This window comes from Brevundimonas sp. RM1 (genome assembly GCF_052907225.1).
The window spans coordinates 1-26,493 of the sequence record NZ_JBRERY010000008.1 but is presented as its reverse complement, the minus strand read 5'-3'; the positions used below and the strand labels follow the sequence as shown (position 1 = coordinate 26,493).

Below are 26,493 nucleotides of genomic sequence, written 5' to 3'. Positions count from 1 at the left end.
GGGCCGATGGTCCGAGAGTTCTCAAGAGGCCGCCATGCAGACGCGCAATCCCCTCCTTGATGAGTTCGCCAAGCTGACCACCGGCGCCATGGGCCTGGCCCAGGCCGCGGGTGAAGAGGCCAAGGCCGCCTGGCGCGCCCAGGCCGACCGCTTCGTCGCTGAAATGGATCTGGTCCGTCGCGACGAGTTCGACGTGCTGAAGGACGAGATCGCCGCCCTGCGCGCCGAGATCGCAGCGCTGAAGGCTGCGGCTCCGGCCCCGAAGAAGGCCGCCAAGGGATCGTCCACAGACGCGGCTTCGACCCCGGATTCAGCCGGTTGAGCCGAATCTGCGAACACGCCTACCGTCCTCGAAAGCGCTCACTTGAGTCGCTGTCGCTGCTGAAGAAGTTGAACGCCTGATGGATGCTGTGAGACCCGAAGAGGTCGACCTGCCCTTTGATCCGCTGGATGTGGTCGAACACGTCCTGACGGCGGAGAACCTGCCGTTCGACCGCACGGACGAGGGCGATCTGGCCTTCGCCCTGGCCGGCGACTGGAAGGACTATGAGCTGTGGTTCGCCTGGCGGCCCGAGGGCGACTGCCTTCAGCTGTGCCTGGCGCTGGACCTGCGGGTGGCCAAGACGCGGCGCGCGGCGGCCTATGAACTGGTCTCCATGATCAACCAGCGCACCTGGCTGGGCCATTTCGAGATCTGGCCGGACGAGGGCGAGATCGTCTTCCGCCACGCCCTGGCCCTGCCGCACACCGAGCGTCCGACCCTGGCCCAGGCCGCGTCCATGATCGACGCGGCGGTCGAGGCGGCGGACCGTTACTACCCCGCCTTCGACTTCATGGTGCGCGGCTCCAAGAAGCCGAAGGAGGCGATCGACGCCTGCCTGTTCGAGACCGTGGGCAACGCCTGATGAGCGGCAACGGACGTCCGGTCGTGCTCCAGGGCGTCGGGCGCCTGGGCTCGGCCATTCTGGAAGGCTGGCTGGCGACGGGCGCCGTCGACCCGGCCGATCTGATCATCCTGACGCCGTCCGAAAAGCCGGTCGCCGAGGCGGCGCGGGCCAGGGGCGCGCGGATCAATCCGCCGCTGGAGGAACTGGCGAACGCCCGCGCCTTCGTCATCGGCGTCAAACCCGCCAAATGGCTGGAGGCCGCGCAGGCCGTCCTGCCGCATCTGGCGGCGGACGCCGTGATCGTCTCGGTCATGGCCGGGGTGCGCGGCGAGACGATCTCTGACGGCTATGACGGCCGCCCGGTCGTGCGCGTCATGCCGACGACCGGCGTGGCCCAGGCGCGCGGGGTGGCGACGTTGTGGGCGGCGGAGGCTGAGGCCCTGGCGGTTGGGCGCGAACTGTTCGAGCCGATCGCCGAGACGGTTCTGCTGGACGACGAGGCCCTGATGCACGCGGCGACGGCGGTGTCCGGCTGCGGACCGGCCTATTTCTTCGCCTTCACCCGCGCCCTGGCCGAGGCCGGGGAGGCCGAAGGTCTGTCGCCCGAGGCGGCCGCGCGACTGGCGCGCGCCACCCTGCGTTCGGCTGCGTCGGGCGTGGAGGGCGACGAGGCTCTGAGCGCCCTGATCGATCGCGTGGCCTCGCCCGGCGGGGTGACGCAGGCCGGTCTCATCGCCCTCAATGAAAACGGCGCCCTCGACCGTTCTGTCGAAAGCGCCGTGAAGGCGGCGGTCGCCAAGTCTACTGAACTCAGCGGCTGATCGTCAGGCGCTTCAGCGCCGGACGAAACGACCCTCGGCCAGGTTGCGGGCCAGGCGGTCATAGGCGCGCTGGGCGTCGGTCCAGGTGGTCGAACCGCGGGCATCGGCCAGGGTCGGGGTGTAGTAGTCGAACTTGACCGGCTGGACCTCGCCCGAGGCCATGGTCACCGAGCCTTCCACCGCCGCACCGCCGATCGACAGGCTGCGCATGGAATCCAGACCGGGCTTGTCGCCCAGTTGCTGCATGGTCGGACGATTGGGCTTCAGGTCGGTGATGACCAGTTCGACGCGAGCGCCGTCCAGGGCGTGACGATCCGTCAGCACGCGCTCGACGGTGCGGGTCAGGTCGCTCACCTGTTGCTGGACGTCGCGTTCGCCCAATTCTCGGGCGGTTTGGGCGAAGTCGGGGCTGACCGTCACGACGACGGCCGAGGGTTGGGCCGCAGCGGCGCCGGAAACGGCGAGGGCGGCGGCGAGCGGCGCAAGAAAAGCAATACGACGCATAGTACGGGCTCCTGATTCCAGGCCCCCCTGGAACACAGGACAAGATGGCGACGATTTTACGGTTCCGCTAGGGGTGCGAAGCAAAGATCTAGGCGGCGCGACGATCCGCCGGCAGTCGGATGGACGCCTTCAGCCCGCCCAGGTCGCTGCGGCCCAGGATGATGTCGCCGCCGTGGCCGCGCGCCACGTCCCGCGCCACGGCCAGGCCCAGACCCACCCCCTTGCGGTTCTGATTGCGCGAGGCGTCCAGCCGCGAGAAGGGGCGGAAGGCTTCTTCGTGCATGTCGTCGGGAATGCCGGGGCCGTCGTCCTCGACCAGGATCTCCAGCCCGCCGGAGGGCAGGGGGCGGGCTGACAGCCGCACCTTTTCGCCGTGCGAGGCGGCGTTGCCGACCAGGTTGTTGATCGCCCGACGGAAGGCCAGGGGGCGGGCCAGCATATTGAGATCGTCGGGGGCCTCGACCTCGGCCACGGCGCCCGAGCGGCGGGCGTCCTCGGCGGCGCGACGCAGCATTTCGGGTACGGAGATCGTCTGCATCGCCTCGCCCGCCTCGCCGCGCGCGAAGGCGAGGTATTCGTCGATCATGTGCTCCATCTCGTCCAGGTCGCCCTTCATCGCCTCGGCGCGTTTGAACGGCGGGGCCAGGGCCAGTTCGAGACGCAGCCGGGTCAGGGGCGTGCGCAGGTCATGGCTGACCGAGGCCAGCAGGGCCGTGCGCTGGTCGATGTGGCGCTGGATGCGCGAGCGCATGTCCAGGAAGGCTGTGGCGGCGGCCCGCACCTCGCGCGCGCCGTGCGGTTTGAAGCGCGGCACGCTCTCGCCCCGGCCGAAAGCTTCGGCGGCGGAGGCCAGGCGCTCGATGGCGCGCACCTGGTTGCGAATGAACAGCACCGCCACGCCCAGTAAAAGGACGGTGGCGATCATCAGCCACAGGACGAAGATGTGGGCCTGGGTCGCCACGGCCCGTTCACGCGGGGCGATGACGCGCAGCACGCCGTCGGCCTCCTGCACCCGGATGTCGACATAGGCGGGGTAGCGGGTCGTGTCGAACCAGAAGGGCTGGTCCAGCCGCGAGGCCAGGGCCTTCTCCAGCGTCCGGTCGACCAGGCCCAGGGCGCCGCGCCGTTCTTCGTCGGGCAGGGAGGCGGAGGGCTGGAAGGCGATGGACAGCTGCATCGACCGTTCGGCGCGTTCGGAGATCAGGGCCAGGTTCTGGGGCGAGGGATCGTCGCGATAGCTTTCGGCCGCCCAGGCCACGTCGCCGGCCAGACCCTCGGACAGGCGCGCCGTCACCGCCTGCCAGTGGGCGTCGAAGAAGGCCCATGTCACCGCCGCCTGCATGATCAGCACCGGCAGGACGATGATCAGCAGCGACCGACCCCACAGGGAGGTCGGCAGCCGACGCTTGATCCACCGCGTCCAGACGTTGAACGGCATCAGCCGCATGAGGAGCGTTCCGGTCCTGTCGTCAGTCCGGCGCCAGCATATAGCCGACGCCGCGCACCGTCTGGAGGTAGCGCGGATTCTTGGGGTCCGCCTCCAGCTTGCGGCGCAGGCGCGTCACCTGGACGTCCACGGCGCGGCCGGTCACGTCGGCCGTGTCGGGCGACAGGGTCATGCGCTCGACCGGCGAATGGGCGTGAATGGCCAGGGTCTTGAGCAGTTGCGCCTCGGCCTCGGTCAGGCGTTGCAGTTCGCCGTCGCGCGTCAGCTCCAGCCGCTCCATGTCGAAGACGGCGGGGCCCATGCGGATCTCCTTGGGCGTCATCAGCTTGCCGCCGGTGCGGCGCAGGATGGCCTCGATCCGCAGCGACAGCTCGCGCGGGTCGAAGGGCTTGGACATATAGTCGTCGGCGCCGCGCGACAGGCCCTCGATCCGGTCGTCCGGGTCGCCCTTGGCCGTCAGCAGCAGCACCGGCGTCTTGGACAGGGCCGCCTGGCTGCGAATCCAGGTGGTCAGGTCGAAGCCGCTTTCGCCCGGCATCATCACGTCCAGAACGATCAGATCGAACTCAATCAGTTCGACCATGCGCCGCGCCGCGCCCGCGTGGGCGGCGCCGGTGACGCGATAGCCCTCGCGGCTCAGGAATTCCTTGAGCAGTTCGCGGATGCGGTCGTCGTCGTCGACGACCAGGATGTGCCGTCCGCTGCCGGCGGGCGCGATGGGGCCGGACCGGCCGTTGGCGCGAGGCTCGATCATGCTCACTGCGAATCTCCTCGCGAGGCGCCGTTGACGCGGGCGTGCGACGGGCGTCTAAATAAATATCTTGCGCGGGAGATGTTCTTCAATGGCCTTCGTTCCTTTCGACGATCGTGACGGATGGATCTGGTTTGACGGAGAATTCGTCCCCTGGCGGGAGGCGAAAACGCACGTTCTGACCCATGGCCTTCACTACGGCTCGTCGGTGTTCGAGGGTGAGCGTATGTATGGCGGTGAAATCTTCAAGCTGACCGCGCACAGCGAACGCCTGAAGCGCTCCGCCGAGCTGCTCGACTTCGAGATTCCCTATAGCGTGGCCGAGATCGACGCCGCCTGCAAGGAAACCTGCGCGCGCAACGGTCTGATCGACTGCTATATCCGCCCCGTCGCCTATCTAGGACCGGAGCAGCTCAGCGTCACCGCCAAGAACAGCAAGGTCCATCTGGCCATCGCCGCCTGGGAGTGGCCCAGCTATTTCGATCCCGAGGTCAAGAAGAAGGGCATCGCCCTGGAGTGGGCCAAGTGGCGCCGTCCCGACCCGGCCACGGCCCCGTCGACAGCCAAGGCGGCCGGCCTCTACATGATCTGCACCATGTCCAAGACGGCGGCCGAGAAGCGCGGCTTCGCTGACGCCCTGATGCTGGACTGGCGCGGCTATGTGGCCGAGGCGACCGGCGCCAACGTCTTCTTCGTCCGGAACGGCGTCCTGCACACGCCGCGTGTCGATCACATCCTGAACGGCATCACCCGTCAGACCGTCATCGAAATGGCGCAGGCGCGCGGGATCGAGGTCATTGTCCGCGACATCCTGCCGGAAGAGCTGGGCGATTTCTCCGAATGCTTCCTGACCGGCTCGGCCGCCGAGGTGACGCCGGTGGGCCAGGTCGGCGACTATCGCTTCACGCCGGGCGCGCTGTCGCTGAACTTGATGGACGACTACGGCAAGCTGGTGCGCGGCCAACTCTAGGCGGCTTCCATCGACGAGTTTCGTCGTCCCCCTTGCCAGCGGCGTTCTGCTGTCGTTGATGCGCACTGAAGAAGCCGGCTCCCATAGCGCCGGTCGCGGAGCCGCCTTTCCATGTTCAGCCTCCTGAACCTCCAGAGCCTGTTCGGCCTGGTCGTCATCGTCGCCGTCTGCTGGGCGATTTCCGAGAACCGCCGCGCCTTTCCGTGGCGGCTGGCGATCGGGGCGGTGCTGGTGCAGGCGGCGCTGGTGCTGGCGACCTTCGCCATTCCCGGCTCGCAGGTGGTGCTGGACGGCATCAACAATGCGGTGAAGGGGCTGGAGCTGGCGACCGCAGAGGGGACGCGCTTCGTCTTCGGCTATCTGGCGGGCGGGGATCAGCCCTACGCCGTCGCCAATGAAGGCGCCCTGTTCACCTTCGCCTTCAATGTGCTGCCGCTGATCCTAGTGATCTCGGCCCTGTCGGCCCTGCTGTGGCACTGGAAGATCCTGAAGTGGATCACGCTCGGCTTCGGCTTCCTGTTCCAGCGGACCATGGGTCTGGGCGGCGCCTCGGCCCTGGCGGTGGCGGCCAACGTCTTCCTGGGCATGATCGAAAGCCCGATCGTCATCCGCGCCTATCTGGACAAGCTGAGCCGCTCCGAGGTCTTCCTGATGATGGTGGTTGGTCTGGCCACGGTCGCCGGCTCGACCATGGTGGCCTATGCGACCATTCTGTCGCCGGTGCTGACCAATGCGGCGGGCCACGTCCTGGTGGCCTCCATCGTCTCGGCGCCCGCCGGCATCCTGCTGGCCCGCGTCATCATTCCGGAAAAGCCGGGCGAGGGCGGGGCGGTCGCCGACTACAACTCGGCGCTGAAGTACGACAGCGCCGTCGACGCCATCGTGAAAGGCACGTCCGACGGCCTGATGGTGGTGCTGAACATTTCGGCCGTGCTGATTGTCTTCGTGGCCCTGGTGGCGCTGGCCAACGTCATCCTGGGCGGCTTCGTCATCGCCGGAGAGCCGCTGACGATCGAGCGCATCCTGGGCGTGCTCTTCGCCCCGGTGGCCTGGCTGACCGGCGTGGAATGGGCCGACGCCCAGAAGGCGGGCTGGCTGCTGGGGGTCAAGCTGACCCTGACCGAGTTCGTCGCCTTCATCGAGCTGGGCAAGGTGCCCGTCGCCGAGATGAGCGAGCGCACGCGGATGCTGATGACCTACGCCCTGTGCGGCTTCGCCAACATCGGCTCGGTCGGCATCACCGTCACCGGCCTGTCGGTGCTGATGCCCGAACGCCGCGAGGAGGTGCTGGGCATGGTGTGGAAGGCGCTGCTGGCGGGCTTCCTGGCCACGCTGATGACGGCCTGCATCGTCGGGGCCTTGCCCGCCGCCGTCTTCGCCTAGTAGCGTTCCGAGGGCAGCCGAAGGGGAACCCTCTGATGAAGCTCTATGAAAGCCGCCGCGCGCCCAATCCGCGCCGCGTCCGCTGGGTCATGGCGGAAAAGGGCGTGACCGATGTCGAGCGGGTCGAGATCGAGCTTCTGGCGGGCGAGCACCGCACACCGGCCTATCGCGCCAAGTTCGGCGTGCCGCACGTTCCGGCGCTGGAGCTGGACGACGGAACCTGCCTGACGGAATCCATCGCCATCTGCCGCTATCTGGAGGCCCTGCACCCCGAGCCGAACCTGTTCGGCCGCGATCCGAAGGAGCAGGCGATCATCGAGATGTGGATGCGCCGGTGCGAGATGTATCTGGCCAATCCGATGATGCTGAACGTGCGCTTCACCCACCCGGCCCTGGCTGCGCTGGAGGCGCCCCAGCCGCAGGTCGCCGAATACAACCGCCTGGGCGCCGAACGCTTCATGAAGACGCTGGATCGCCACCTGGCGGAGCATGAGTTCATCGCCGCCGACCGCTTCACCATCGCCGACATCGTCGGGGCCGTGGGTCTGGATTTCGCCCGCCTGGTCAAATACCGCCCGCCCGAGGAGCTGACCCATCTGGCCCGCTGGCTGGAGACGTGCCGCGCCCGTCCGGCGGCGGCGGCGGGGATGTGAGCCTGCCTTGCGGACTCTGACGGCGCCGGATCGCGGGCTGGCTCTGATGCTGGCGGGGCTGGCGGGCTATGTCGACAGCCTGGGCTTTCTGCATCTGGGCGGGGTGTTCGTCTCCTTCATGAGCGGCAACACCACCCGCCTGGCCGTCAATCTGGCCGAGGGGCGGTGGCTGGCGGCGGGCGCGGTGGCGGGCGTTCTGCTGTTGTTTATCCTAGGCGCCATGCTCGGGGCCTTGGTCGCGGGCGGCGAGGGCGCGCGCTCGCGCAGCCGGGTGCTGGCGGTCGAGGCGGCGCTGCTGGCCGGGGCCGCCGTGGCGGCAGGGGCGGGGATCGCGCCCCTGGCGATCGGCCTGATGGTCCTGGCCATGGCGGTCGAGAACTCGGTCTTCCTGCGCGACGGCGAGGTCGGGGTCAGCCTGACCTATATGACCGGAACCCTGATCAAGACCGGCCACGCCCTGGCCGCGGCTGTGCGCGGCGGCGACCCCTGGGCGTTCCGGCCCTATATGGCGCTGTGGGCGGGGCTGGCCGGAGGCGCGCTGATGGGGGCGGTCGTCTACGGCCGTCTGGGGCTGATCGCCCTGTGGCCGGCGGCCGCCGTCGCCATGGCCTTGGCCTTGGGCGTACGGTTCAACCGCGCGGCGTGAACTTCCGGATCACGCCGGAGAAGGTCATCAGCAGCCGTTCGCCGGTCGTGATCTGGCCGCGCACGAAGATCAGGCTCTTGCCCGCCTTGGTCACCTGGCCGGTCGCCTCGATCAGTTCGCCCACATAGGCGCCGTCGATGAAGGTGGAGTCGAGTTGCACCGTCACGCCCGAGGCGCCCTCCATCTCCTGATAGGCGATCTGGAACATGGCGATGTCGGCGAAGGTCATCAGGCAGCCGCCGTGCATCCGGCCGCCGGCGTTCATGTGCTTCTGCTCGGCGCGGAAGGCGCAGCGCATATGCCCGTCGGGATCGGGCTTGCCGTAGAAGGGCCCCACCACCACGTCGAAGGTGTCGCGCAGGTCATAGGTCTGCCAACCGGCGAACTCGCCCTCGGTGACGGTGATTATCTCGGCCATGTCGGTTTTGCCTTCTTTCCGATCTCGCGGTGCAGCATATAGCGCCTATGAGCGATCCAATCGAAGCGGCCATTTTCGAAAAACTGGCCAAGGCCGACCCCAAGAACGTCGGCGGCAAGAGCATTGAACCGGCCGATGTGGCCAAGGAGCTGCAGCCCGAGCAGTGGCAACGCCTGTTGCCCAAGGTGAAGGCGACGGCTCTGGGCCTGATGCGTCAGGGCAAGCTGACCATCACCAAGAAGGGCAAGGCGGTCGATCCCAACAACTTCCGCGGCGTGATCCGCCTGCGCCTGCCGACTGAGGCCGAGACGGCCGCAGCCCTGGCGGCCCTGCCGCCGGTCGAAGCTTCGGATGACGACTTCGACTGAACCGGACAACGGCCTGGACGCGCTCCTGGCCGAGATCCGCGCCTGCCGGGCGTGCTTGGGCCAGCTGCCCCACACGCCGCGCCCGGTGGTCATGGTCGCGCCTGAGACGCGCCTGCTGATCTGCGGCCAGGCGCCCGGGCGGCGAGTGCATGAAAGCGGCCTGCCCTTCACCGACCCGTCCGGCGTTCGCCTTCGCGACTGGATGGGGGTGGATGAAGCGACCTTCTACGGCGATCCGCGTCTCGGCGTGGCGGCGCAGGCCTTCTGCTTCCCTGGCACCGATCCCAAGGGCGGCGACTATCCGCCGCCGCGCCGCTGCGCCGAGCTGTGGCGGCCGCGCCTGCTGGCCGAACTGCCGAAGGTCGACCTGACTCTGCTGGTCGGCGGCTACGCCCAGGCCTGGGCTCTGGGCGCGGCGGCCAAGGCCAACATGACCGAGACGGTCCACGCCTGGCGCGACTACGCCCCCGCCATACTGCCTCTGCCGCATCCATCGTGGCGCAATACGGCCTGGCTGAAGAAAAACCCGTGGTTCGAGGCCGAGGTTCTGCCCTACCTTCGTCAGCGGACAGCGGAGATACTGACGTGAAGATTTGGCGGGGCGGATTGGCGGCGGGCCTTATGGCTCTTTCCCTGGGCCTGAGCGCCTGCGCCACGCCGCACGTCCAGTCGCCGCTGACGCCGCCCAACGGGTTCAACGGGCCGCGCATCGAAACGGGAACCCTGGGACGCGGCGCCTTTGTGGTGCAGGACGGGGCGCGGCTGCCCTATCTGCGCTGGAGTCCGGAAGGCCAGGCGCCTTGGGCCGTCATCGTCGCCCTGCACGGTTTCAACGACCACTACGCCTCCTTCCGCTTCGCCGGGCCGTGGTGGGCGCAGCGGGGCATCGAGACCTGGGCCTATGATCAGCGCGGCTTCGGCCTGGCGCCGAACCGGGGCCAGTTCGCGGCCGAAAGCCTGACCAGTCAGGATCTGCGCACGATCGTCGCCCTGGTCCGGGCCGAGCGGCCGAACGCCCTGATCGTGGTGGCTGGCGAGAGCATGGGCGGCTCCTCAGCTATCGCCGCCTTCGGCTCCGACGCGCCGCCCGACGCCGATCGGGCGGTGCTGTTGGCGCCCGGCGTCTGGGGCTGGTCCAGCCAGAGCGCCTTCAATAGCGCGGGCCTGTGGACCGCCGCGCGTCTGATGGGCGCCAAGCGGGTCGAGCCGCCGTCCTTCGCCGTGCGCGACATCCGCGCCTCGGACAATACGCTGGAGCTGATCCGCAACGGCCGCGACCCCCTGTCGATCCTGTCGACGCGCTTCGATTCCCTCTACGGCCTGGTCGATCTGATGGAGACGGCGACCCAGCGGCTAGGACAGGTCGAGAAACCGACCCTCCTGCTTTACGGCGCGCACGATCAGATCATCACCAAACGCCCCATGCGCCGCGCCCTGGAACAGGCGGGCGAACGGGCGAACCTGACGACGGGCTATTACGCCGACGGCTGGCACATCCTGAATCGCGATCTTCAGGCCGAGACCGTGTTCGCCGATGTCGAATCCTGGCTGCGCGATCCGACACGCCCTCTGCCGTCAGGCGCGCCGGCTGTGCTGCCCGCCCTGCAGGCTGATCCCAAGGCGCGCTGAACGCAGAACCTGCGGAATGCGGACGCATTTTCCGCATGTTTCCTAGAAGCCTGGGGCGGCCGCATGGTGATGCTTGCCGTTTGGTCAGGCTGCGCGTATGTCCTTCCGCACAAAAAATACCCCAGGAAAGGCCTGTCATGGGCATGACGCTGTTTGATTCTCCTTCTTTCTCGAACCATGAAGGCGTCCACGCCTTCTATGATGAGAAAACCGGCCTGAAAGCGATTGTTGCGGTGCACTCGACCGCGCGCGGTCCGGCCGTCGGCGGCACCCGCATGTGGAACTACGCCACCGCCGCCGAGGCGCTGGAAGACGTGCTGCGCCTGTCCAAGGGCATGAGCTACAAGAACGCCGTCGCGGATCTGGAGATGGGCGGCGGCAAGTCGGTCATCATCGGCGACAGCCGCACTCAGAAGTCGCCTGAGCTGTTCCACGCCTTCGGTCGCTATCTGAACGGCCTGGGCGGCCATTACTACGCCGCTGAAGACGTCGGCACCTCGGTCGAGGACATCGCCGAAGCCCGCAAGGTCACCGAATTCGTTCTGGGCCTGAAGGACGGTCCGGAAGCCTCGGGCGATCCCAGCCCCGTCACCGCCGAAGGCGTGTTCCGCTCGAACCTGGTCGTCGCGCGCCGCCTGTTCAACCAGAACGACATGACCGGCCTGACCGTCGCCATCCAGGGCGTGGGCCACGTCGGCGCCTATCTGGCCGAGAAGCTGCACAAGGCCGGCGCCAAGCTGATCATCACCGACGTCAACCAGGCCAACCTGGAAGCCGTCGCCGCCAAGACCGGCGCCGAGATCGTCGCCCCGGACGCCATCTATGACGTCGCCGCCGACATCTACGCCCCGTGCGCCCTGGGCGCGACCCTGAACCCGCAGACGCTGGACCGCCTGAAGGTCAAGGCCGTCTGCGGCGCCGCCAACAACCAGCTGGCCACGGCCGACATCGGTGACGAACTGTTCAAGCGCGGCGTGCTGTATGCGCCGGACTACGTCATCAACGGCGGCGGCATCATCAACGTCGCCTCGGAAATGAACGCTCGTCAGACCGGCGGCGCCTATGACGCCTCGTGGGTCGAAGGCAAGCTGTCGCGCCTGATGGAGACCTTCGAGGAAATCCTCGAGCGTTCGGTCTCCGAGAACAAGCCGACCCACCTGATCGCCGACGCCATCGCCGAGGCCCGCATCAAGGCCGCCGCCGACAAGAAGGCCGCGGCCCTAAAGATCTAAAGTTTGAAGGTCAGATCGACCTTTGACCAGCTAGCCTGCCTCTCTCGGGAGGCGGGCGGGCGCCGGGGGGCGCCTGAGGGGTGCGGGCCATAAGTCCGCGCCCCTTTATCATTTTTGGGCCTGCGCTAGCGGCCCCGCCTCCCATTCTTTAACGCCTCTTAACGCCGCATTTACCATCCAGGCGGCAGTTTCTGCCTAGCGGGTTCGGTTCGTCCCGCGTGTGCAGGGGCGATGGCGCGTGGGCGGCTTCACGGAAGCTTTGAAAAGGTTCGGCATCGGACGCCTGGCCGCTATCCTGGGCGTGGCTGCGGGCGTGGCCGCCGTGCTGGTCGCCGTCATGCTGCGCGTGGGCCAGGCGCCGGACGCCTTGCTCTATTCCAATCTCGACCTGCGCGAAGCCTCCGAAATCAGCGCCGCCCTGGATCAGGCCGGCATCAAATATTCGTCCAAGGGCGACGGCTCGACCATCTTCGTCAGCCGCGACGAGGTGGGCACGGCGCGCCTGATGCTGGCGGGCAAGGGGCTCGTGACCTCGGGCAGCGTCGGCTACGAGATCTTCGACAACCAGTCGGTGCTGGGCCAGACCGAGTTCCAGCAGAACCTGAACGAGCAGCGCGCCCTGCAGGGCGAGCTGGCGCGCACCATCATGTCGATGCGCGGCATCTCTTCCGCCCGCGTCCACATCACCATGCCCCGGCGTGAGATGTTCCAGGCCGCCGCCATCGACCCGACCGCCGCCGTGGTGGTGGGCCTGTCGGGCCGCGACCTGTCGGCTGATCAGGTGCGGGCCATCCGCAACGTCGTCGCCTCGTCCGTGCCGAACCTGAAGCCGGATAAGGTCACGGTGACGGACCAGGCCAACCGCACCCTGGCGGCGGGGTCTGAGGACACCGGCTTCACCTCGGCCACCGCCGAGGCGTCCAAGGCCTCGACCGAGGCCCAGATGCAGGCTCGCATCAAGGACATCGTCGAGGGCGTCGTCGGCGCCGGCGCCGCCCGCGTCCAGGTCACGGCCGACATCGACCACAGCCGCTCGACGACGCAGGAACAGAAGTTCGACCCGGACGGCCAGGTCGTCCGCTCGACCTCGACCAACGGCTCGCAGTCGCAGGACACGACCGGTCAGCAGGACGGCGGCGTCACCGCCACCAACAACATTCCCGGCGGGCAGGCCCCGAACACCACGCCGATCGGCTCGACCAACTCGGAAAACACCGAGACGACCAACTACGAAATCTCCAACACCACCACCACGACGGTGAAGGAGCCGGGCGAGGTCAAGAAGCTGTCGGTCTCGGTCGCGGTCGACGGCAAATACACCCCCGCCGCCGACGGCAAGGGCGAGCCGACCTATGCCGCCCGCACGGCCGAGGAAGTACAGCAGATCAAGGCCCTGGTCGCCGCCGCCGTCGGCATCGACGAGACGCGCGGCGACAAGCTGGAGGTCGTCAACGTCCGCTTCAACCGCGAGCCGTCGGCCGCGCCGGGCGCCGAGGAAGGCTCTTCGATGTTCGCCTTCGACAAGAACGACATCATGCGCGGGGTCGAGCTGTTGATCCTGGCCGTCACGGGCTTCGTACTGGCCTTCTTCGTCCTGCGTCCGCTGCTGAAAGCGGCGACGGGTTCTGGCGGCGCGCCCGCTCTGGCCGGCGCCGGCGGCATTCCCGTGACCGCCCTGGACACCCAGATCGTCGGCGGAACCCTGCCGGGCGGCGCGCCCATGCTGGCGGGCCCCAGCGACATGGAGCAGCGCATCGACATCGCCCGCATCGAGGGCCAGGTGAAGGCCTCCTCCATCAAGAAGGTCGCCGATTTCGTCGACAGCCATCCAGAGGAATCCACGGCGATCCTGCGCTCGTGGATGCATGAAAGCTGATGGCGGCGCGGCTGGTGTCAAAGGGCGCTGCGGTTGACGACGCGAAGAAGCTGACGGGGCCTGAAAAGGCGGCCGTCGTTCTGCTGTCTCTGGGCGAAGAGCACACCGCCCTGTGGCAGCAGCTCGACGACGAAGAGATCAAAGAGGTCTCTCAGGCGATGGCGGGGCTGGGCACCGTCACCGCCGCCGTCGTCGAAGAGGTCCTGGTCGAGTTCGTCTCCGGCATCGGCGGGTCCGGCTCGCTGATGGGCTCCTATGAGCAGACGCAGCGCCTGCTGGCCTCCTTCATGCCCGGCGATCGGGTCGAGGCTCTGATGGAGGAGATCCGCGGTCCGGCGGGCCGCACCATGTGGGACAAGCTCGGCAATGTGAACGAGGCCGTGCTCGCCAACTATCTGAAGAACGAATATCCGCAGACGGTCGCGGTCGTCCTGTCGAAGATCAAGCCGGACCACGCCTCGCGCGTGCTGACGGCCCTGCCCGAGGACTTCGCCCTGGAATGCGTCCAGCGGATGCTGCGCATGGAGCCGGTGCAGCGCGACATTCTCGACAAGATCGAACAGACCCTGCGCAGCGAGTTCATGTCCAACCTGGCGCGCACGTCCAAGCGCGACAGCCATGAGCTTATGGCCGACATCTTCAACAGTTTCGACCGCCAGACCGAAGCCCGCTTCATCGGCGCGCTGGAGGAACGCAACCGCGACGCGGCCGAGCGTATCCGCGCCCTGATGTTCGTGTTCGAGGATCTGTCGCGCCTCGATCCGGGCGGGGTGCAGACCCTGCTGCGCGCGGTCGAGAAGGACCAGCTGGGGCTGGCGCTGAAGGGCGCCTCGGATCCCCTGCGCGAAATGTTCTTCTCCAACATGTCCGAGCGCGCCTCGAAGATCATGCGCGAGGACATGGATTCCATGGGGCCTGTCCGCCTCAAGGACGTCGACAACGCCCAGATGGCCATGGTCCAGGTGGCCAAGGATCTGGCGGCGCGCGGCGACATCATGCTGGCCGGCCAGGGCGGCGACGACGAGTTGATCTACTGACATGAGCGCCCAACCCGCCAACGCCGTCCCCTTCGCCTTCGACACCGAGTTCGGGGCCGACGGCGCCGTGCTGCGCGCCTCGACCTGGCAGCCGGCCAAGCGATCCTTCGCCCCCGCCGAGGTCGAAGCCCTGGTCGCCCAGGCCCGGCTGGAGGCCCGTCAGCAGGCCCTGGCCGAGGTCGAGGCCCTGCGCGCCGACGCCTTGTCGATCGTGGCCCAGTCGACGGCGCAGGCCGCGACCCTGTTGCGCGGCGTGGCCGAGTCGCACCGTCGCGAATCCGCCGAACTGGCGTTGGCCGCCGCGCGGGTCATCGGTTCAGCCGCCTTCGATCGTTTTCCGCGCCGTCCGCTCGAGGCCGCCATCGAGGCCCTGGGACAGGAGATGGACGCGACGCCGCGCCTTCTGGTTCGCGCCTCGGGGCTGGATGACGAAGGCCGCGCCCAGATCGAGGCCCTATGCGCCCAGGCCGGTTTCTCGGGACTGGTGGTGTTCCGCGACGAGCCGCACCTGCCCGCCGCCGCCTTCGCCCTGGAATGGGCCGACGGCCGCGCTGAATTCGATCCGGCCGAAGCCGAGGCCCGTGTGGTCGCCGCGCTCAACGCCGCCCTGGCCGCCGAAGCCGGCCACGCCGAGCCGCCCCTCGAAGGCGGCGCTCATGACAGAAGGGGCTTCTGATGGCCACCGACGATCTTTCGCTTGAGGAATTCGGCGAGTCCACCGCCCTGAACCTGGCCGACGAGGGCGGCGAGAAGTCCGCCGTCGACCTGGCGCCCGTCTTCGACGTGCCGGTCAACATCTCGGCTGTGCTGGGCAAGGCCAATATGTCGGTGGCCCAGCTGCTGAAGCTCAACAAGGGTTCGGTGCTGGAGCTGGACCGCAAGGTCGGCGAGGCGATCGACATCTTCGTCAACAACCGCCTGGTGGCGCGCGGCGAGGTCGTTGTCGTCGAGGACCGTCTGGGCGTGACCATGACGGAAATCATCAAGACCGAGGACAAGGGCGCCTGATCGGCCGCCCCGTCACGGACAGGATTTTGAAGGAGTAGGGCGATGCGTCTTCTGGTGGTGGGTCGTTTAAGCGGCCAACTGGCGACGGCGGTGAAGATGGCCATGGCGCACGGCGCCAAGGTCCAGCACGTCGAGCGCGCCGATCAGGCGACCGAGCAACTGCGCCGGGGGCAGGGCGCGGACCTGCTGATGGTCGACTATCGCATCGATATCGCCGCCCTGATCGCCGCCAATGACGCCGAGCGCATCCATGTGCCGGTCGTGGCCTGCGGCGTCGACGCTGACGCGCGCGAGGCGGCCGACGCCATCCGCGCCGGGGCCAAGGAGTTCATCCCCCTGCCGCCCGAGGCGGATCTGATCGCCGCCGTCCTGTCCGCCGTGGCCGACGACGAACGGCCGATGATCTCGGCCGATCCGGCGATGAAGCACGTCATCCAGCTGGCCGATCAGGTGGCGCGTTCGGAGGCCTCCATCCTGATCACCGGCGAAAGCGGCGTGGGTAAGGAGGTGATGGCGCGCTATCTGCACACCCACTCGCGCCGCGCCGACAAGGCCTTCATCAGCGTCAACTGCGCCGCCATCCCCGACAACCTGCTGGAATCCGAGCTGTTCGGTCACGAGAAGGGCGCCTTCACCGGCGCCGTGGCGCGCCGCATCGGCAAGTTCGAAGAGGCCGACGGCGGCACGCTTCTGTTGGACGAAATCAGCGAGATGGACGCGCGTCTGCAGGCCAAGCTGTTGCGCGCCATTCAGGAGCGGGTGATCGACCGCGTCGGCGGCGCCAAGCCGGTGCCGGTGAACATCCGCATCATCGCCACCTCCAACCGCGACCTGGCCAAGGCCGTGGCCGAGGGGACGTTCCGCGAAGACCTGCTGTACCGGCTGAACGTGGTGAACCTGCGCCTGCCGTCCTTGCGCGAACGCCCCGGCGACATCGCCGTGTTGGCGGACCACTTCGTCAAGAAATACGCCGCCGCCAACGGCGTGCCGCCGCGCGCTATCGGCTCCGAGGCCAAGCGCGCCCTGGTCGCCCACCGCTGGCCCGGCAACGTGCGCGAGCTGGAAAACGCCATGCACCGCGCCGTCCTGCTGGCGGCGGGCGCCGAGATCGACGTCGACGCCATCCGCCTGCCGGACGGCCGCCCGCTGCTGGGCGGGGGGGAGGGGGGCGCGACGCCCGCCGCCTCGGCCTATGACGCAGGCGTGGCCGGTCAGGCCGCCCAGGTCGCCGACGCCGTGACCCGCAGCTTCGTCGGCCAGACCGTGGCCGAGATGGAGAAGGCCCTGATCCTGGACACGCTCAGCCACTGCCTGGGCAACCGCACCCATGCGGCGACCATCCTGGGCATCTCGATCCGCACTCTGCGCAACAAGCTGAACGAATACGCTGACGCAGGCACGCCGATCCCGGCGCCCCAGTCGGGCGTCGCGGCCGCCTACGGCGCGGCGGGCTGATCCGATGCGCGCCGACCGCCGCACCCTGCTGATCGGCGCGGGCGCCCTCGCCCTGGGCGCTTGCGCGCGTGCGACGGAGCCTGCGGCGGCTGAACCGGCCGTGCTCAACCTCGACCTGTCGGGGCTGGAGGCGCGCCACGGCGGTCGTCTGGGCGTGTCGGTCGCGACCGAGGGCCGGAGCGCCGCCTGGCGCGGCGACGAGCGGTTCGTCTACTGCTCGACTTTCAAGATGTATCTGGCGGCGGCGACCCTGCTGCGCGTCCAGGCGGGGCAGGAGCGGCTGGACCGGGCGATCCCGGTGACGCAGGCTGACATGATCAGCCACGCCCCGGTCACGGAACTGGCGGTCGGTTCGACCCTGACGATCGAGCAGTTGATGAAGGGCACGGTCGAAGTCAGCGACAATCCCGCCGCCAACATCCTGATCCGCGAAATGGGCGGGCTGGACGCCTTGCGCGCCTTCTATCGCGGCATCGGCGACGACAGCACCCGCGTCGATCGCCTCGAGCCCGAGATGAATCGCCAGGACGGCGACAAGGACACCATCACGCCCGATCAGTCGGTGCGGAACATCCAGCGTCTGCTGGTCGCCGCCGATACGCCGCTGAGCCCGGCGTCCAAGACCCTGCTGATGCGCTGGCTGGTCGATACGCCGACAGGGCAGGGGCGGATCAAGGCGGGCGTCCCGGCGGGCTGGACCGTGGCGCACAAGACCGGCACCGGCGGCTATGGCCCCGTCAACGACATCGGCCTGATCCTGCCGCCGAATGCGGCGCCCATCGCCATCGCGATCTATTTCCACGCCACGAAGGATTCGACCGACGCCCAGCGCGAGGCGGTTATCGCCGATGCGACCCGGCAGGCGCTCAAGGCGCTGGGGCATGGCTGAGGGCCGCCGAATCCTGTCATCAGGCGGCATGAGCTTCGCACGTCGTCATGGCTGACGCGCCCATCCTGATGAAGGACGGCATGGCGCGCCCCACGGGGCGTGATGCGCTCGGCTGGCTGATGCGCGGCGAGGTCGGCATGGCGGTCGGCGTCATCGCCGTCATCATGCTGCTGATCCTGCCGATCCCGAAGATGCTTCTGGACCTGCTGCTGGCGATCTCGCTGGTGTCCAGCGTGCTGATCCTGATGACGGCCGTGATGATGAAGCGGCCGCTGGATTTCGCCATCTTTCCCACGGTGCTGCTGGTCTCGACCCTGTTCCGCCTGGGGCTGAACCTGGCCTCGACGCGGCTGATCCTCAGCAACGGTCAGGAAGGCCACGACAGCGCGGGCAAGATCATCCAGGCCTTCGGCGAGCTGATGATGGGGGGCAACTTCATCATCGGGGTGATCATCTTCGCCATCCTGCTGGTGGTGAACTTCGTGGTCATCACCAAGGGCGCGACCCGTATCGCCGAGGTCTCGGCCCGCTTCACCCTGGACTCCATGCCGGGCAAGCAGATGGCCATCGACGCCGACCTGTCGGCGGGTCTGATCAACGAGGATCAGGCCAAGCTGCGCCGCAAGGAGCTGGAGCAGGAATCGACCTTCTTCGGGGCCATGGACGGCGCCTCCAAATTCGTGCGCGGCGACGCCGTGGCGGGTCTGATCATCACCTTCATCAACGCCATCGGCGGCCTGCTGATCGGGGTGGTGCAGCATGGGATGCCCGCCATGGAGGCGGCCAACACCTATGTCCAGCTGACCGTCGGCGACGGCCTGGTGACGCAGATCCCGGCCATCATCGTCTCGGTCGCCGCGGGCTTCCTGGTGACCAAGGCCGGGGTCGAGGGTTCGGCCGACAAGGCCTTCGTCGCCCAGTTGGCCAGCAATCCGGTGTCGCTGGGCGTGGTGTCCGGCACGGCTGGACTGATCGGCCTGATTCCGGGCATGCCGCTGCTGCCCTTCGCGGCGCTGGCGCTGGGGACGGGCTTCATGGCGTGGAAGCTGGGCCGCGACCGGCTGAAGCCGCCGCCCGCCGAGCCGGTGAACCTGAAGCCGAAGGAGGACGTGGAGGAGCCGATCTCCACCGCCCTGACCATCGACGAGGTGAAGATCGAGCTGGGCTACGCCCTGCTGGCGCTGATCAATGATCTGGAAGGCCGCCGCCTGACCGATCAGATCCGCGCCCTGCGCCGCTCGCTGGCCCAGGAGTACGGCTTCGTCATGCCCAGCGTGCGCATCCTCGACAACATGCGCCTGTCCAATCAGGGCTACGCCATCCGCATCAAGGAGATGGACGCCGGTTCGGGCGAGGTGCGCCTCGGCTCCCTGATGGCGATGGATCCGGCGGGTCGTCAGGTCGAATTGCCCGGCGAGCATACGCGCGAGCCCGCCTTCGGCTTGCCCGCGACCTGGATCGACGATTCCCTGCGCGAAGAGGCGACCTTCCGCGGCTACACCATCGTCGACCCCTCGACGGTGCTGACGACGCACCTGACCGAAATCCTCAAGGAGAACATGGCCGAACTGCTCTCCTACGCCGAGGTGCAGAAGCTGCTGAAGGAGCTGAAGGGCGAGGAGCAGAAGCTGGTCGAGGAGCTGATCCCCTCGGTCGTCACCGTGACCACGCTTCAGCGCGTGCTTCAGGCCTTGCTGCGCGAGAAGGTGTCGATCCGCGACCTGCCCGCCATTCTGGAAGGTCTGGCAGAGGCGGCGCCGCACACCACCAGCGTCGCCACCCTGGTCGAGCACGTGCGCGGCCGTCTGGCGCGTCAGCTGTGCTGGCAGCACAAGGCCGACGACGGCGCCCTGCCCATCGTCACCCTGTCGCCCGAGTGGGAGCAGGCCTTCGCCGAAAGCCTGATCGGCCCTGGCGAGGACAAGCAACTGGCCATGGCGCCCAGCAAGCTTCAGGACTTCATCCGCGCTGTCCGCGAGGTGTTCGAGCGCGCCGCCATGACGGGCGAGAACCCGGTCCTGCTGACTGGGCCGCAGGTGCGCCCCTACGTCCGCTCCATCATCGAACGCTTCCGCGGTCAGACGGTGGTGATGAGCCAAAATGAGATTCATCCCAAGGCTCGCCTCAGGACGGTGGGATCAGTCTAGGTCGCGGCGTGGTAGGGGCTGGACACGGCTTCGACGGCGAATAAGGTTCGCGGCATGAAACGCATTCGGCCGGCCTTGCGCACCTTCGGAACCTTCCTGCGCACCCCGACCCTCAGTCGCTCGATCATCGCCCTTCTGGCCCTGGCGCTGCTGCTGCTGCTGGCCGTCAATACGGCGACGCTGGTGATGATCCAGCGGACCTCCAACTACAACGACACCGTGGACCACAGCCAGCAGGTGCGCCTGGCGGCCAAGGACACGCTGATGCTGCTGACCGACGCCGAGACGGGGCAGCGCGGCTTCATGTTGACGGCGCGGACCGAGTATCTGGGCGTGCACGACAATGCGGTCGCCAAGTTGCCGGCCGTGATCGCTCGGCTGGAGGCCCTGGTTGAAGGCGACGCTGAATCCTCGGCGCGCGTGGTCAAGGTCAAGCAGATGGCGCGGGACCGGCTGGCTCTGATGGATGAAACCGTCAACCTGACCCGCACGGGCCGTATCGGCGAGGCCGTTTCGCGCATTCGCGGCGGTCAGGGCAAGGCTTTGATGGACGCCATGCGCGTCGAGCTGGCCGCCATCGACGCCATTGAAGCGAAACGCTTGGCCGAACGCACCCGCCAGTCGGAATGGGCCCAGGCGGTGACCGTGGCCGTCAACGCTCTGGCCGGGGTGCTGATCCTGGTGCTGGCGGGGATCAGCGTCTGGCTGGTGCGACGCTATGTGGCCGAGATCGAGGCCGCGCATTTCGAACTGGACCGGGTCAACGCCGGTCTGGAGAACGAGGTGCGCGATCGCACCGCCGAACTGACCCGCGCCAACGAAGAGATCCAGCGTTTCGCCTATATCGTCAGCCACGATCTGCGTGCGCCCCTGGTCAACGTCATGGGCTACACGTCTGAGTTGGAGCAGGTCGCTAAACAGCTGGACGAGCAACTGGCGGCGGTCGAGACGGCGCACCCTGGTCTGGTGGACCCCGAGGCCGTGCGCGCCGTGCGTGAGGACGCCCCCGAGGCTGTCGGCTTCATCCGCACCTCGACGGCCAAGATGGATCGGCTGATCAACGCCATCCTGCGTCTGTCGCGCGAAGGGCGTCGCGCCTTGGCTTCGGAGCGGCTGGACATGACGGCCATGGCCAAGGGCATCGCCGACACGGTTCATCATCAGGTCGCCGAAACAGGCGGCGAGATCGTGGTGGGCGAGTTGCCGATGCTGGAGAGCGATCGTCTGGCGGTCGAGCAGATCTTCGGCAATCTGATCGACAATGCGGTGAAGTATCAGCAGCCCGACCGTCCCATCCGGGTCGAGATTCAGGGGCAGGAGACATCCGGCGGCTGGCTCGAGTATCGCATCAGCGACAACGGCCGGGGCGTCTCGCCCAAGGATCATGAGCGGATTTTCGAGCTGTTCCGTCGCTCGGGCAAGCAGGACACGCCGGGCGAGGGCCTGGGCCTGGCCTTCGTGCGCAACATCGTGCGGCGTCTCGGGGGCTCCATCGACGTCGAATCAGAACTCGGCCAGGGGTCGACATTTCATCTGAAATTTCCGAAACGTCTGACTATGCTGGGTGACTATCAAGGAGACCGCCTGTGAGCCACTCAGTGAAGATCGTCATGGTCGAGGACGATCATGGGCACGCCAAGCTCATTGAGAAGAACATCCGGCGGGCGAACATCGCCAACGACATCGTCCATTTCGATCACGGCGAGGCGGCGCTCGACTATCTGTTCAGCGACGAGGTGGGGCGCACCGGCCCCCTGTTGATCTTGCTGGACCTGAATCTGCCGGACATGTCGGGCACGGACATCCTTGATCGGGTCAAGTCCGACGACAATCTGCGCCGCGCGCCCGTGGTCGTGCTGACCACCACCGACGACAAAATCGAAATCCAGCGCTGCTACGACCTAGGCTGCAACGTCTACATCACCAAGCCGGTGGACTACGAGGCCTTTGCGGGCGCCATCCGCCAGCTGGGCCTGTTCCTGTCGGTCATGCAGGCGCCTGAGATCTGACGCCGTGACGGAACCGGGGGCCGCCATACGTCTCTTGTACATCGACGATGACCGCGGCTTGTCCCGCCTGGTCCAGAAGGAGCTCGGCCGTCACGGCTATGAGGTCATCTGCGCGCCCGATGCGGACAGCGGCTATGAGGTGCTGAAGGCGGGCCAGTTCGATGTCTGCGCCCTGGACCATTACATGCCGGGCCGTGAGGGCCTAGACGTCCTGCCCGACATCCTGGCCCTGCCGACGCCGCCGCCGGTGGTCTATGTGACGGGGGCCCAGGACGGCCGCATCGCCGTCGCCGCCCTGCGCGCCGGGGCCGCCGACTACGTCATCAAGGACGTGTCCGAGGACTTCACCGCCCTGCTGCGTTCGGCCCTCGAAGACGCGCTGCTGCGGCGGCGTCTGGAGCGCGAGAACGAAGAGGCGCACGAGGAAGTGCGTCAGGCCCGCGACCGCGCCGAGGCCTTGCTGCGCGAGGTGAACCATCGCGTCGGCAACTCGCTGCAACTGGTGTCCAGCTTCATCTCCCTGCAACTGCGCCAGCTGGCCGATGAGGGCGCGCGCGACGCCCTGCGCGAGGCCCAGGTGCGGATCGAGGCCGTGGCCCATGTCCACCGCCGCCTCTACACCTCGGCCGATGTCGAGCGGGTTCAGATGGACGAGTATCTGGCCGGTCTGGTCGATGAGCTGGGCAAGTCCATCGGCCCCGACAGCGACGGGCCGCGACTGACTCTGCAGGCCGAGCCTCTTCAGGTGACGACCGATCAGGCCGTGTCCCTCGGCGTCATCGTGACCGAGCTTGTCACCAACGCCGTCAAATACGCCTATGAGCCGGATGCTGCGGGCGAGATCCGCGTGATCCTGAGGCGTCTGGGGGATGGGCGACGCGCCCAGCTGACGGTCGAGGATGACGGGCCTGGCCTGGGCGACGGCTTGCCCAAGGGGACGGGCCTGGGCTCCAAGATCATCTCGGCCATGGCGGGCGGACTGCGCTCGGCGATCGAGGTGGACCCGGCGCATCGCGGCGTGCGCGCCCTTTTGGCGTTTGATCTCTGACGACGCTTTGGGGGTTTCGCCCGGCGACGCGGCAGGGTTAATCTCCCACGATGAAGCTTCAGTTCGGTACGGCCCGTCCCGGTCTCGATTACATCCACCGTCCCGCCGTCTTCGGCATCGCCGAGCGTGACGGCCGTCTGGCCTGCGTGCGTGTGGATCGCGGCGACGGGCACGCCTATTTCGATCTGCCCGGCGGCGCCCTGGACGGCGAAGAGACGGAGCAGCAGGCTCTGGCGCGCGAGTTCGCCGAAGAGACGGGCCTGATCATCCAGCCGGTCGATCGCCTGACCGAGGCGGCGCAGTATTTCCTCAAGTCGGACGGCACGCCGGTCAACAACGTCGGCGGCGTCTGGCTCGTGAATGTGACCGGCGCCGACCCCTCGGCCAAGCAGGAAGCGGATCATGAGCTGGTCTGGCTGGAGCCGTTGCGCGCCCTGTTCAGCCTGCGGCACGAGGCGCACAGCTGGGCCGTTGCGCGCTGGTTGCGTGATCGTCATGCCGCAGCCTCCGCTTCGGAACCTCGTTAGAGAAAAAGGGTTGTTTTCCTGACGGGCGCCAGTCCCGGCGATCCGAAAGACAGGGAGCTCCCCATGCCTGACCACGACCGTATCGAAGGCGCCGCCAAGAACATGGGCGGCAAGCTCAAGGAAGCCGCCGGCAAGCTGACCGGCGATGAAAAGCTGAAAGCCGAAGGCCGCGCCGATCAGGTTGCGGGCAAGGTCCAGAACGCCGTTGGCGGCGTCAAGGACGCCTTGAAGGACGAGCGAGACTAAGACGTCGAGGCGGGCGTTGTCTGTGTATGACGCCCGTTGCTCGCTTGATAAGAGAATTTACGATTTATTCGATATGGTCGGTGTAATATTCGAGTGATGGTTACTTTCGATTAGCGATAAAGTTCAAAAACGAAAATTTCTGTCGTCATTCACAAGGCGTTCACGGGGGCAGCGATGTCCGATAGAGTGTCTGAGACGAGCACGGAGCCGATGGTCGGCGTGCAAGGCGCGACCGGACTGTCGCACCCCTACCGGCGATTGTATCTGCCGGTTCCCGCAAAATTCATTCTCGCGCTGACGTTGGCGATTGCCTGGACGGCGCTCAGCGTCTGGCTTTCCCAGCGTTGGCTGGCGGACCTGGCGAGCGTGAGCAGCTGGGTATTCGCCCTCATCGCCATCGGCTTCATCGCCTATGTGCCGGGGTTCATGAACGCCTTCCTGCTCGGCACGCTGATGTTCGATCGAAGGCCGCCTCGCATCCGCCCGACGACCTATCCGGCGGTCAGCGTTCTTGTCGCCGCCTATAATGAGGCGGCCGGCATTCGCGACACCCTCACCAGTCTGGCGCATCAGACCTATCCCGGCCCCTATGAGATTCTGATCCTCAACGACGGTTCGACCGACGACACGGTCGCGGTCGCGCGCCGGGCGATCGCCGAATTGGACTTTCCGCCCAACGCCGCCGTGCGCCTGCTCGACTATTCGGTCAATGCAGGCAAGGCGGCGGTGCTCAACCGCGGTCTGAAAGAGGCGCGGCACGACCTGATCGTCACCATCGACGGCGATTCCTGGGTGCGCGAGGACGGCCTGGCCCAGATCGTCGAGCGTCTGCTGACCGATCCGCCCTCCACCCAGGCGATCGCCGGCGCCGTCATGGTCCGCAACTCGCGCGAGAACTTCCTGACCCGTTCCCAGGAATGGGACTACTTCCACGGCATCGCCGCCGTGAAGCGGATGCAATCCATGTATCACGGCACCCTGGTCGCACAGGGCGCCTTCTCCCTCTATCGGCGGGAGGCCCTGGAACAGGTCGGCGGTTGGCCCGAGTGCGTGGGGGAGGACATCGTCGTGTCCTGGGCCCTGCTCGAAAAGGGATACCGCATCGGCTACGCTGAGGACGCCCTGGCCTTCACCAATGTGCCGACGCGCTTCAAGCAGTTCGCCCTGCAGCGCAAACGCTGGTCGCGCGGCCTGATCGAGGCGTTCAAGGCGCACGGCGCCTGCTGCTCAAGCCGCGCCTGACCACCATCTTCATCTGGTGGAACCTGTGCTTCCTGCCGCTGGATCTGGTTTACACCTTCGTCTTCATCCCCGGTTTGGTGCTGGCGATGTTCGGCATCTTCTGGATCGCCGGACCGCTGACGCTGGCGGTTCTGCCGCTGGCGGCCCTGTGGAACATCTTCATCTTCCGTATCCAGCGCCGCATGTTCCATCGCGAGGGGCTGAAGGTGCGCCGCAACTTCGGGGGCTTTCTCTTCTACGCCCTGGGCTACAGTCTGGTGATGCAACCGGTCTGCGTATGGGGCTATGGCGCCGAACTGCTGGGGATGCGGAAGAAATGGGACACCAAATGAACGCCCTGACCGGCGGCGCCGTCGTGGCGCTCATTCTGGCGGCGGCCGCCTCCGCCCAGGCTCAGTCCGCGCCGGAGACGGCCCAGCAGACCGCCCGCGCCGAGCATCCCGACAGCGTGGCGGCCGGTTTCCTGCCGCGCTACGCGGTGGGCGCGGACCTGTTCGCCTCGACCGACGCCGACAACACCGACGTCATCAAGGCGGGGGTGAACCTGGACTGGCGCTACAGGGGGCCGGACGACTACCTCGGCCTGCGGATCGAGACGGCCAGCTTCAAGCCGCTGGGCCAGAAGTCGACCGAGGACCAGCGCGTCTATCTGCGCTTCGCCGACAAGACCGGCGACTGGTCGTGGAAGGGGCAGGTCGGCACGGACGGCGACACCGTCCTGGGCGCGGTCAGCGTTCACAACGACGCCCGGTTCCGCCAGGAATACTTCATCGAGCGCGAGATTCTGGAAACGCCGCTCGGCTTGGAGAAGGGGCTCTACTACACGTTCCTCGGCGGGGCCTTCGACCTGCCGGTCAACGACCGCAACAACTTCACCGTCATGGCGGGCGTTCAGGATTTCACGGGCGACAACGTCCGCACCCATCTGCGCCTCAACTACATCCATGTGCTGAAGCCCGAATGGGGGCTGTCCGCCCAACTTCGCACCCGCTACTTCCATAGCAGCGACCCCGGCGAGTACGACTATTTCTCGCCCAAGAACTATGTCGAGGTCATGCCGGTGCTGCAGGTGCGCCGCTACTACGGCGGCTGGCGCTATGTGATCGCCGGCGGTCTGGGCGCTCAGAAGGAAACGGGCAGCGACTGGCGCAACGCCCGCTATTTCAACGCTCAGGTCACCAGCCCCCCTGTGCGCGAATGGGCCTTCACAGCGGGCCTGACCTACAGCAACACCCCCGTCGCCCGTGGCTACACCTATGACTACACCCAGGTGAATTTCGGCGTGACGCGCGCCTTCTGA

30 protein-coding genes are annotated in these 26,493 nt (G+C 67.4%); 26 read left to right on the top strand and 4 right to left on the bottom strand.

Annotated features, from left to right (window positions below):
• Positions 1–34 precede the first annotated feature (34 nt).
• The 3 genes from ACU5AP_RS09330 to ACU5AP_RS09320 all read left to right on the top strand — a co-directional run bounded on the left by ACU5AP_RS09330 (position 35) and on the right by ACU5AP_RS09320 (position 1,708).
• The gene (locus ACU5AP_RS09330; protein ID WP_046651628.1) at positions 35–322 is read left to right on the top strand and encodes an accessory factor UbiK family protein; all 288 of its coding nucleotides are present in this window, start codon (positions 35–37) and stop codon (positions 320–322) included.
• A 79-nt stretch (positions 323–401) separates the two neighbouring features.
• Positions 402–905, top strand: a complete 504-nt coding sequence (locus ACU5AP_RS09325; protein ID WP_004370784.1) for a YbjN domain-containing protein — start codon at positions 402–404, stop codon at positions 903–905.
• Positions 905–1,708: a pyrroline-5-carboxylate reductase family protein gene (locus ACU5AP_RS09320; RefSeq protein ID WP_128719665.1), complete on the top strand. Its 804-nt coding sequence runs from the start codon at positions 905–907 to the stop codon at positions 1,706–1,708. The genes ACU5AP_RS09325 and ACU5AP_RS09320 overlap by 1 nt, the downstream gene beginning before the upstream one ends.
• 12 nt (positions 1,709–1,720) lie before the next feature.
• Here the strand turns inward: ACU5AP_RS09320 and ACU5AP_RS09315 are convergent, their stop codons facing one another.
• The 3 genes from ACU5AP_RS09315 to ACU5AP_RS09305 form a co-directional block, all read right to left on the bottom strand.
• Positions 1,721–2,212 carry a hypothetical protein gene (locus ACU5AP_RS09315; RefSeq protein WP_128719666.1) on the bottom strand — a complete coding sequence of 164 codons (492 nt, stop codon included), beginning with the start codon at positions 2,210–2,212 and terminating at the stop codon, positions 1,721–1,723.
• An 88-nt stretch (positions 2,213–2,300) separates the two neighbouring features.
• Positions 2,301–3,659, bottom strand: coding sequence for an ATP-binding protein (locus ACU5AP_RS09310; protein WP_128719667.1), 1,359 nt, complete (start codon positions 3,657–3,659; stop codon positions 2,301–2,303).
• 22 nt (positions 3,660–3,681) lie between these two features.
• Positions 3,682–4,413: a response regulator gene (locus tag ACU5AP_RS09305; protein ID WP_003163547.1), complete on the bottom strand. Its 732-nt coding sequence runs from the start codon at positions 4,411–4,413 to the stop codon at positions 3,682–3,684.
• 88 nt (positions 4,414–4,501) lie between these two features.
• Between ACU5AP_RS09305 and ACU5AP_RS09300 the strand changes: the two genes are divergently transcribed.
• The 4 genes from ACU5AP_RS09300 (at position 4,502) to ACU5AP_RS09285 (ending at position 8,062) form a co-directional block, all read left to right on the top strand.
• Positions 4,502–5,380, top strand: a complete 879-nt coding sequence (locus tag ACU5AP_RS09300; RefSeq protein ID WP_312991326.1) for a branched-chain amino acid aminotransferase — start codon at positions 4,502–4,504, stop codon at positions 5,378–5,380.
• A 111-nt stretch (positions 5,381–5,491) separates the two neighbouring features.
• Positions 5,492–6,763 (top strand): NupC/NupG family nucleoside CNT transporter, encoded by a 1,272-nt coding sequence (locus tag ACU5AP_RS09295; protein WP_003163544.1) that lies wholly within the window; start codon positions 5,492–5,494, stop codon positions 6,761–6,763.
• Between the two features lie 35 nt (positions 6,764–6,798).
• Complete coding sequence (locus ACU5AP_RS09290; RefSeq protein WP_003163543.1) at positions 6,799–7,416, top strand: glutathione S-transferase family protein; 618 nt, start codon at positions 6,799–6,801, stop codon at positions 7,414–7,416.
• A 7-nt stretch (positions 7,417–7,423) separates the two neighbouring features.
• Positions 7,424–8,062, top strand: coding sequence for a YoaK family protein (locus ACU5AP_RS09285; protein ID WP_198478723.1), 639 nt, complete (start codon positions 7,424–7,426; stop codon positions 8,060–8,062).
• Here the strand turns inward: ACU5AP_RS09285 and ACU5AP_RS09280 are convergent.
• Positions 8,046–8,480, bottom strand: coding sequence for a PaaI family thioesterase (locus tag ACU5AP_RS09280; protein WP_003163540.1), 435 nt, complete (start codon positions 8,478–8,480; stop codon positions 8,046–8,048). The genes ACU5AP_RS09285 and ACU5AP_RS09280 overlap by 17 nt on opposite strands.
• A 47-nt stretch (positions 8,481–8,527) precedes the next feature.
• Between ACU5AP_RS09280 and ACU5AP_RS09275 the strand changes: the two genes are divergently transcribed.
• The 19 genes from ACU5AP_RS09275 to ACU5AP_RS09185 all read left to right on the top strand — a co-directional run bounded on the left by ACU5AP_RS09275 (position 8,528) and on the right by ACU5AP_RS09185 (position 26,493).
• Positions 8,528–8,848 (top strand): DUF3253 domain-containing protein, encoded by a 321-nt coding sequence (locus tag ACU5AP_RS09275; RefSeq protein WP_046651625.1) that lies wholly within the window; start codon positions 8,528–8,530, stop codon positions 8,846–8,848.
• A complete protein-coding gene (locus ACU5AP_RS09270; protein ID WP_046651624.1) occupies positions 8,832–9,437 on the top strand; it encodes a uracil-DNA glycosylase family protein in 606 nt (201 codons plus the stop codon). Before ACU5AP_RS09275 ends, ACU5AP_RS09270 begins: the two co-directional genes overlap by 17 nt.
• The gene (locus ACU5AP_RS09265; RefSeq protein ID WP_128719669.1) at positions 9,434–10,477 is read left to right on the top strand and encodes an alpha/beta fold hydrolase; all 1,044 of its coding nucleotides are present in this window, start codon (positions 9,434–9,436) and stop codon (positions 10,475–10,477) included. Before ACU5AP_RS09270 ends, ACU5AP_RS09265 begins: the two co-directional genes overlap by 4 nt.
• Before the next feature lie 143 nt (positions 10,478–10,620).
• Positions 10,621–11,709 (top strand): Glu/Leu/Phe/Val family dehydrogenase, encoded by a 1,089-nt coding sequence (locus ACU5AP_RS09260; RefSeq protein WP_312121650.1) that lies wholly within the window; start codon positions 10,621–10,623, stop codon positions 11,707–11,709.
• Positions 11,710–11,947: 238 nt separating this feature from the next.
• Positions 11,948–13,585 carry a flagellar basal-body MS-ring/collar protein FliF gene (gene fliF / locus ACU5AP_RS09255; protein WP_446681125.1) on the top strand — a complete coding sequence of 546 codons (1,638 nt, stop codon included), beginning with the start codon at positions 11,948–11,950 and terminating at the stop codon, positions 13,583–13,585.
• Positions 13,585–14,622: a flagellar motor switch protein FliG gene (gene fliG, locus ACU5AP_RS09250; RefSeq protein WP_003163534.1), complete on the top strand. Its 1,038-nt coding sequence runs from the start codon at positions 13,585–13,587 to the stop codon at positions 14,620–14,622. The genes fliF and fliG overlap by 1 nt, the downstream gene beginning before the upstream one ends.
• Position 14,623: 1 nt before the next feature.
• Positions 14,624–15,298: a hypothetical protein gene (locus tag ACU5AP_RS09245; RefSeq protein ID WP_003163532.1), complete on the top strand. Its 675-nt coding sequence runs from the start codon at positions 14,624–14,626 to the stop codon at positions 15,296–15,298.
• Positions 15,298–15,630 carry a flagellar motor switch protein FliN gene (fliN, locus tag ACU5AP_RS09240; RefSeq protein WP_003163531.1) on the top strand — a complete coding sequence of 111 codons (333 nt, stop codon included), beginning with the start codon at positions 15,298–15,300 and terminating at the stop codon, positions 15,628–15,630. The genes ACU5AP_RS09245 and fliN overlap by 1 nt, the downstream gene beginning before the upstream one ends.
• A 42-nt stretch (positions 15,631–15,672) precedes the next feature.
• Positions 15,673–17,085: a sigma-54-dependent transcriptional regulator FlbD gene (gene flbD, locus ACU5AP_RS09235; RefSeq protein ID WP_128719672.1), complete on the top strand. Its 1,413-nt coding sequence runs from the start codon at positions 15,673–15,675 to the stop codon at positions 17,083–17,085.
• A 4-nt stretch (positions 17,086–17,089) separates the two neighbouring features.
• Positions 17,090–17,974 carry a class A beta-lactamase gene (bla, locus tag ACU5AP_RS09230; protein WP_128719673.1) on the top strand — a complete coding sequence of 295 codons (885 nt, stop codon included), beginning with the start codon at positions 17,090–17,092 and terminating at the stop codon, positions 17,972–17,974.
• 47 nt (positions 17,975–18,021) lie between these two features.
• A complete protein-coding gene (flhA, locus tag ACU5AP_RS09225; protein ID WP_128719674.1) occupies positions 18,022–20,121 on the top strand; it encodes a flagellar biosynthesis protein FlhA in 2,100 nt (699 codons plus the stop codon).
• Positions 20,122–20,175: 54 nt separating this feature from the next.
• Positions 20,176–21,711: a sensor histidine kinase gene (locus tag ACU5AP_RS09220; RefSeq protein ID WP_046651617.1), complete on the top strand. Its 1,536-nt coding sequence runs from the start codon at positions 20,176–20,178 to the stop codon at positions 21,709–21,711.
• Positions 21,712–21,731: 20 nt separating this feature from the next.
• The gene (locus ACU5AP_RS09215) at positions 21,732–22,130 is read left to right on the top strand and encodes a response regulator (RefSeq protein ID WP_046651841.1); all 399 of its coding nucleotides are present in this window, start codon (positions 21,732–21,734) and stop codon (positions 22,128–22,130) included.
• Positions 22,131–22,134: 4 nt separating this feature from the next.
• On the top strand, positions 22,135–23,178 hold the full coding sequence (locus ACU5AP_RS09210; RefSeq protein WP_258317076.1) for a sensor histidine kinase: 1,044 nt from the start codon (positions 22,135–22,137) through the stop codon (positions 23,176–23,178).
• A gap of 50 nt (positions 23,179–23,228) precedes the next feature.
• Complete coding sequence (locus ACU5AP_RS09205) at positions 23,229–23,705, top strand: NUDIX domain-containing protein (RefSeq protein ID WP_128719676.1); 477 nt, start codon at positions 23,229–23,231, stop codon at positions 23,703–23,705.
• A 63-nt stretch (positions 23,706–23,768) separates the two neighbouring features.
• Complete coding sequence (locus ACU5AP_RS09200) at positions 23,769–23,951, top strand: CsbD family protein (RefSeq protein WP_128719677.1); 183 nt, start codon at positions 23,769–23,771, stop codon at positions 23,949–23,951.
• Between the two features lie 174 nt (positions 23,952–24,125).
• Positions 24,126–25,193 (top strand): glycosyltransferase, encoded by a 1,068-nt coding sequence (locus ACU5AP_RS09195; protein ID WP_446681124.1) that lies wholly within the window; start codon positions 24,126–24,128, stop codon positions 25,191–25,193.
• 86 nt (positions 25,194–25,279) lie between these two features.
• Positions 25,280–25,525, top strand: a complete 246-nt coding sequence (locus ACU5AP_RS09190) for a hypothetical protein (protein WP_446681123.1) — start codon at positions 25,280–25,282, stop codon at positions 25,523–25,525.
• The gene (locus ACU5AP_RS09185) at positions 25,522–26,493 is read left to right on the top strand and encodes a hypothetical protein (RefSeq protein WP_446681122.1); all 972 of its coding nucleotides are present in this window, start codon (positions 25,522–25,524) and stop codon (positions 26,491–26,493) included. The genes ACU5AP_RS09190 and ACU5AP_RS09185 overlap by 4 nt, the downstream gene beginning before the upstream one ends.

Excerpts from the sequence above, each read along its gene's own strand:
- ACU5AP_RS09280 (WP_003163540.1), bottom strand. The coding sequence starts at position 8,480 with ATGGCCGAGATAATCACCGTCACCGAGGGCGAGTTCGCCGGTTGGCAG.
- fliG (WP_003163534.1), top strand. The coding sequence starts at position 13,585 with ATGGCGGCGCGGCTGGTGTCAAAGGGCGCTGCGGTTGACGACGCGAAG.
- flbD (WP_128719672.1), top strand. The coding sequence starts at position 15,673 with ATGCGTCTTCTGGTGGTGGGTCGTTTAAGCGGCCAACTGGCGACGGCG.
- ACU5AP_RS09205 (WP_128719676.1), top strand. The coding sequence starts at position 23,229 with ATGAAGCTTCAGTTCGGTACGGCCCGTCCCGGTCTCGATTACATCCAC.
- ACU5AP_RS09200 (WP_128719677.1), top strand. The coding sequence starts at position 23,769 with ATGCCTGACCACGACCGTATCGAAGGCGCCGCCAAGAACATGGGCGGC.
- ACU5AP_RS09185 (WP_446681122.1), top strand. The coding sequence starts at position 25,522 with ATGAACGCCCTGACCGGCGGCGCCGTCGTGGCGCTCATTCTGGCGGCG.
- ACU5AP_RS09195 (WP_446681124.1), top strand. The coding sequence starts at position 24,126 with ATGTCCGATAGAGTGTCTGAGACGAGCACGGAGCCGATGGTCGGCGTG.
- ACU5AP_RS09325 (WP_004370784.1), top strand. The coding sequence starts at position 402 with ATGGATGCTGTGAGACCCGAAGAGGTCGACCTGCCCTTTGATCCGCTG.
- ACU5AP_RS09320 (WP_128719665.1), top strand. The coding sequence starts at position 905 with ATGAGCGGCAACGGACGTCCGGTCGTGCTCCAGGGCGTCGGGCGCCTG.
- ACU5AP_RS09275 (WP_046651625.1), top strand. The coding sequence starts at position 8,528 with ATGAGCGATCCAATCGAAGCGGCCATTTTCGAAAAACTGGCCAAGGCC.
- ACU5AP_RS09290 (WP_003163543.1), top strand. The coding sequence starts at position 6,799 with ATGAAGCTCTATGAAAGCCGCCGCGCGCCCAATCCGCGCCGCGTCCGC.
- ACU5AP_RS09305 (WP_003163547.1), bottom strand. The coding sequence starts at position 4,413 with ATGATCGAGCCTCGCGCCAACGGCCGGTCCGGCCCCATCGCGCCCGCC.
- bla (WP_128719673.1), top strand. The coding sequence starts at position 17,090 with ATGCGCGCCGACCGCCGCACCCTGCTGATCGGCGCGGGCGCCCTCGCC.
- ACU5AP_RS09315 (WP_128719666.1), bottom strand. The coding sequence starts at position 2,212 with ATGCGTCGTATTGCTTTTCTTGCGCCGCTCGCCGCCGCCCTCGCCGTT.
- ACU5AP_RS09270 (WP_046651624.1), top strand. The coding sequence starts at position 8,832 with ATGACGACTTCGACTGAACCGGACAACGGCCTGGACGCGCTCCTGGCC.
- ACU5AP_RS09245 (WP_003163532.1), top strand. The coding sequence starts at position 14,624 with ATGAGCGCCCAACCCGCCAACGCCGTCCCCTTCGCCTTCGACACCGAG.
- ACU5AP_RS09220 (WP_046651617.1), top strand. The coding sequence starts at position 20,176 with ATGAAACGCATTCGGCCGGCCTTGCGCACCTTCGGAACCTTCCTGCGC.
- ACU5AP_RS09260 (WP_312121650.1), top strand. The coding sequence starts at position 10,621 with ATGACGCTGTTTGATTCTCCTTCTTTCTCGAACCATGAAGGCGTCCAC.
- ACU5AP_RS09310 (WP_128719667.1), bottom strand. The coding sequence starts at position 3,659 with ATGCGGCTGATGCCGTTCAACGTCTGGACGCGGTGGATCAAGCGTCGG.
- flhA (WP_128719674.1), top strand. The coding sequence starts at position 18,022 with ATGGCTGACGCGCCCATCCTGATGAAGGACGGCATGGCGCGCCCCACG.
- ACU5AP_RS09300 (WP_312991326.1), top strand. The coding sequence starts at position 4,502 with ATGGCCTTCGTTCCTTTCGACGATCGTGACGGATGGATCTGGTTTGAC.
- ACU5AP_RS09215 (WP_046651841.1), top strand. The coding sequence starts at position 21,732 with ATGGTCGAGGACGATCATGGGCACGCCAAGCTCATTGAGAAGAACATC.
- ACU5AP_RS09190 (WP_446681123.1), top strand. The coding sequence starts at position 25,280 with ATGTTCGGCATCTTCTGGATCGCCGGACCGCTGACGCTGGCGGTTCTG.
- fliN (WP_003163531.1), top strand. The coding sequence starts at position 15,298 with ATGGCCACCGACGATCTTTCGCTTGAGGAATTCGGCGAGTCCACCGCC.
- ACU5AP_RS09295 (WP_003163544.1), top strand. The coding sequence starts at position 5,492 with ATGTTCAGCCTCCTGAACCTCCAGAGCCTGTTCGGCCTGGTCGTCATC.
- ACU5AP_RS09330 (WP_046651628.1), top strand. The coding sequence starts at position 35 with ATGCAGACGCGCAATCCCCTCCTTGATGAGTTCGCCAAGCTGACCACC.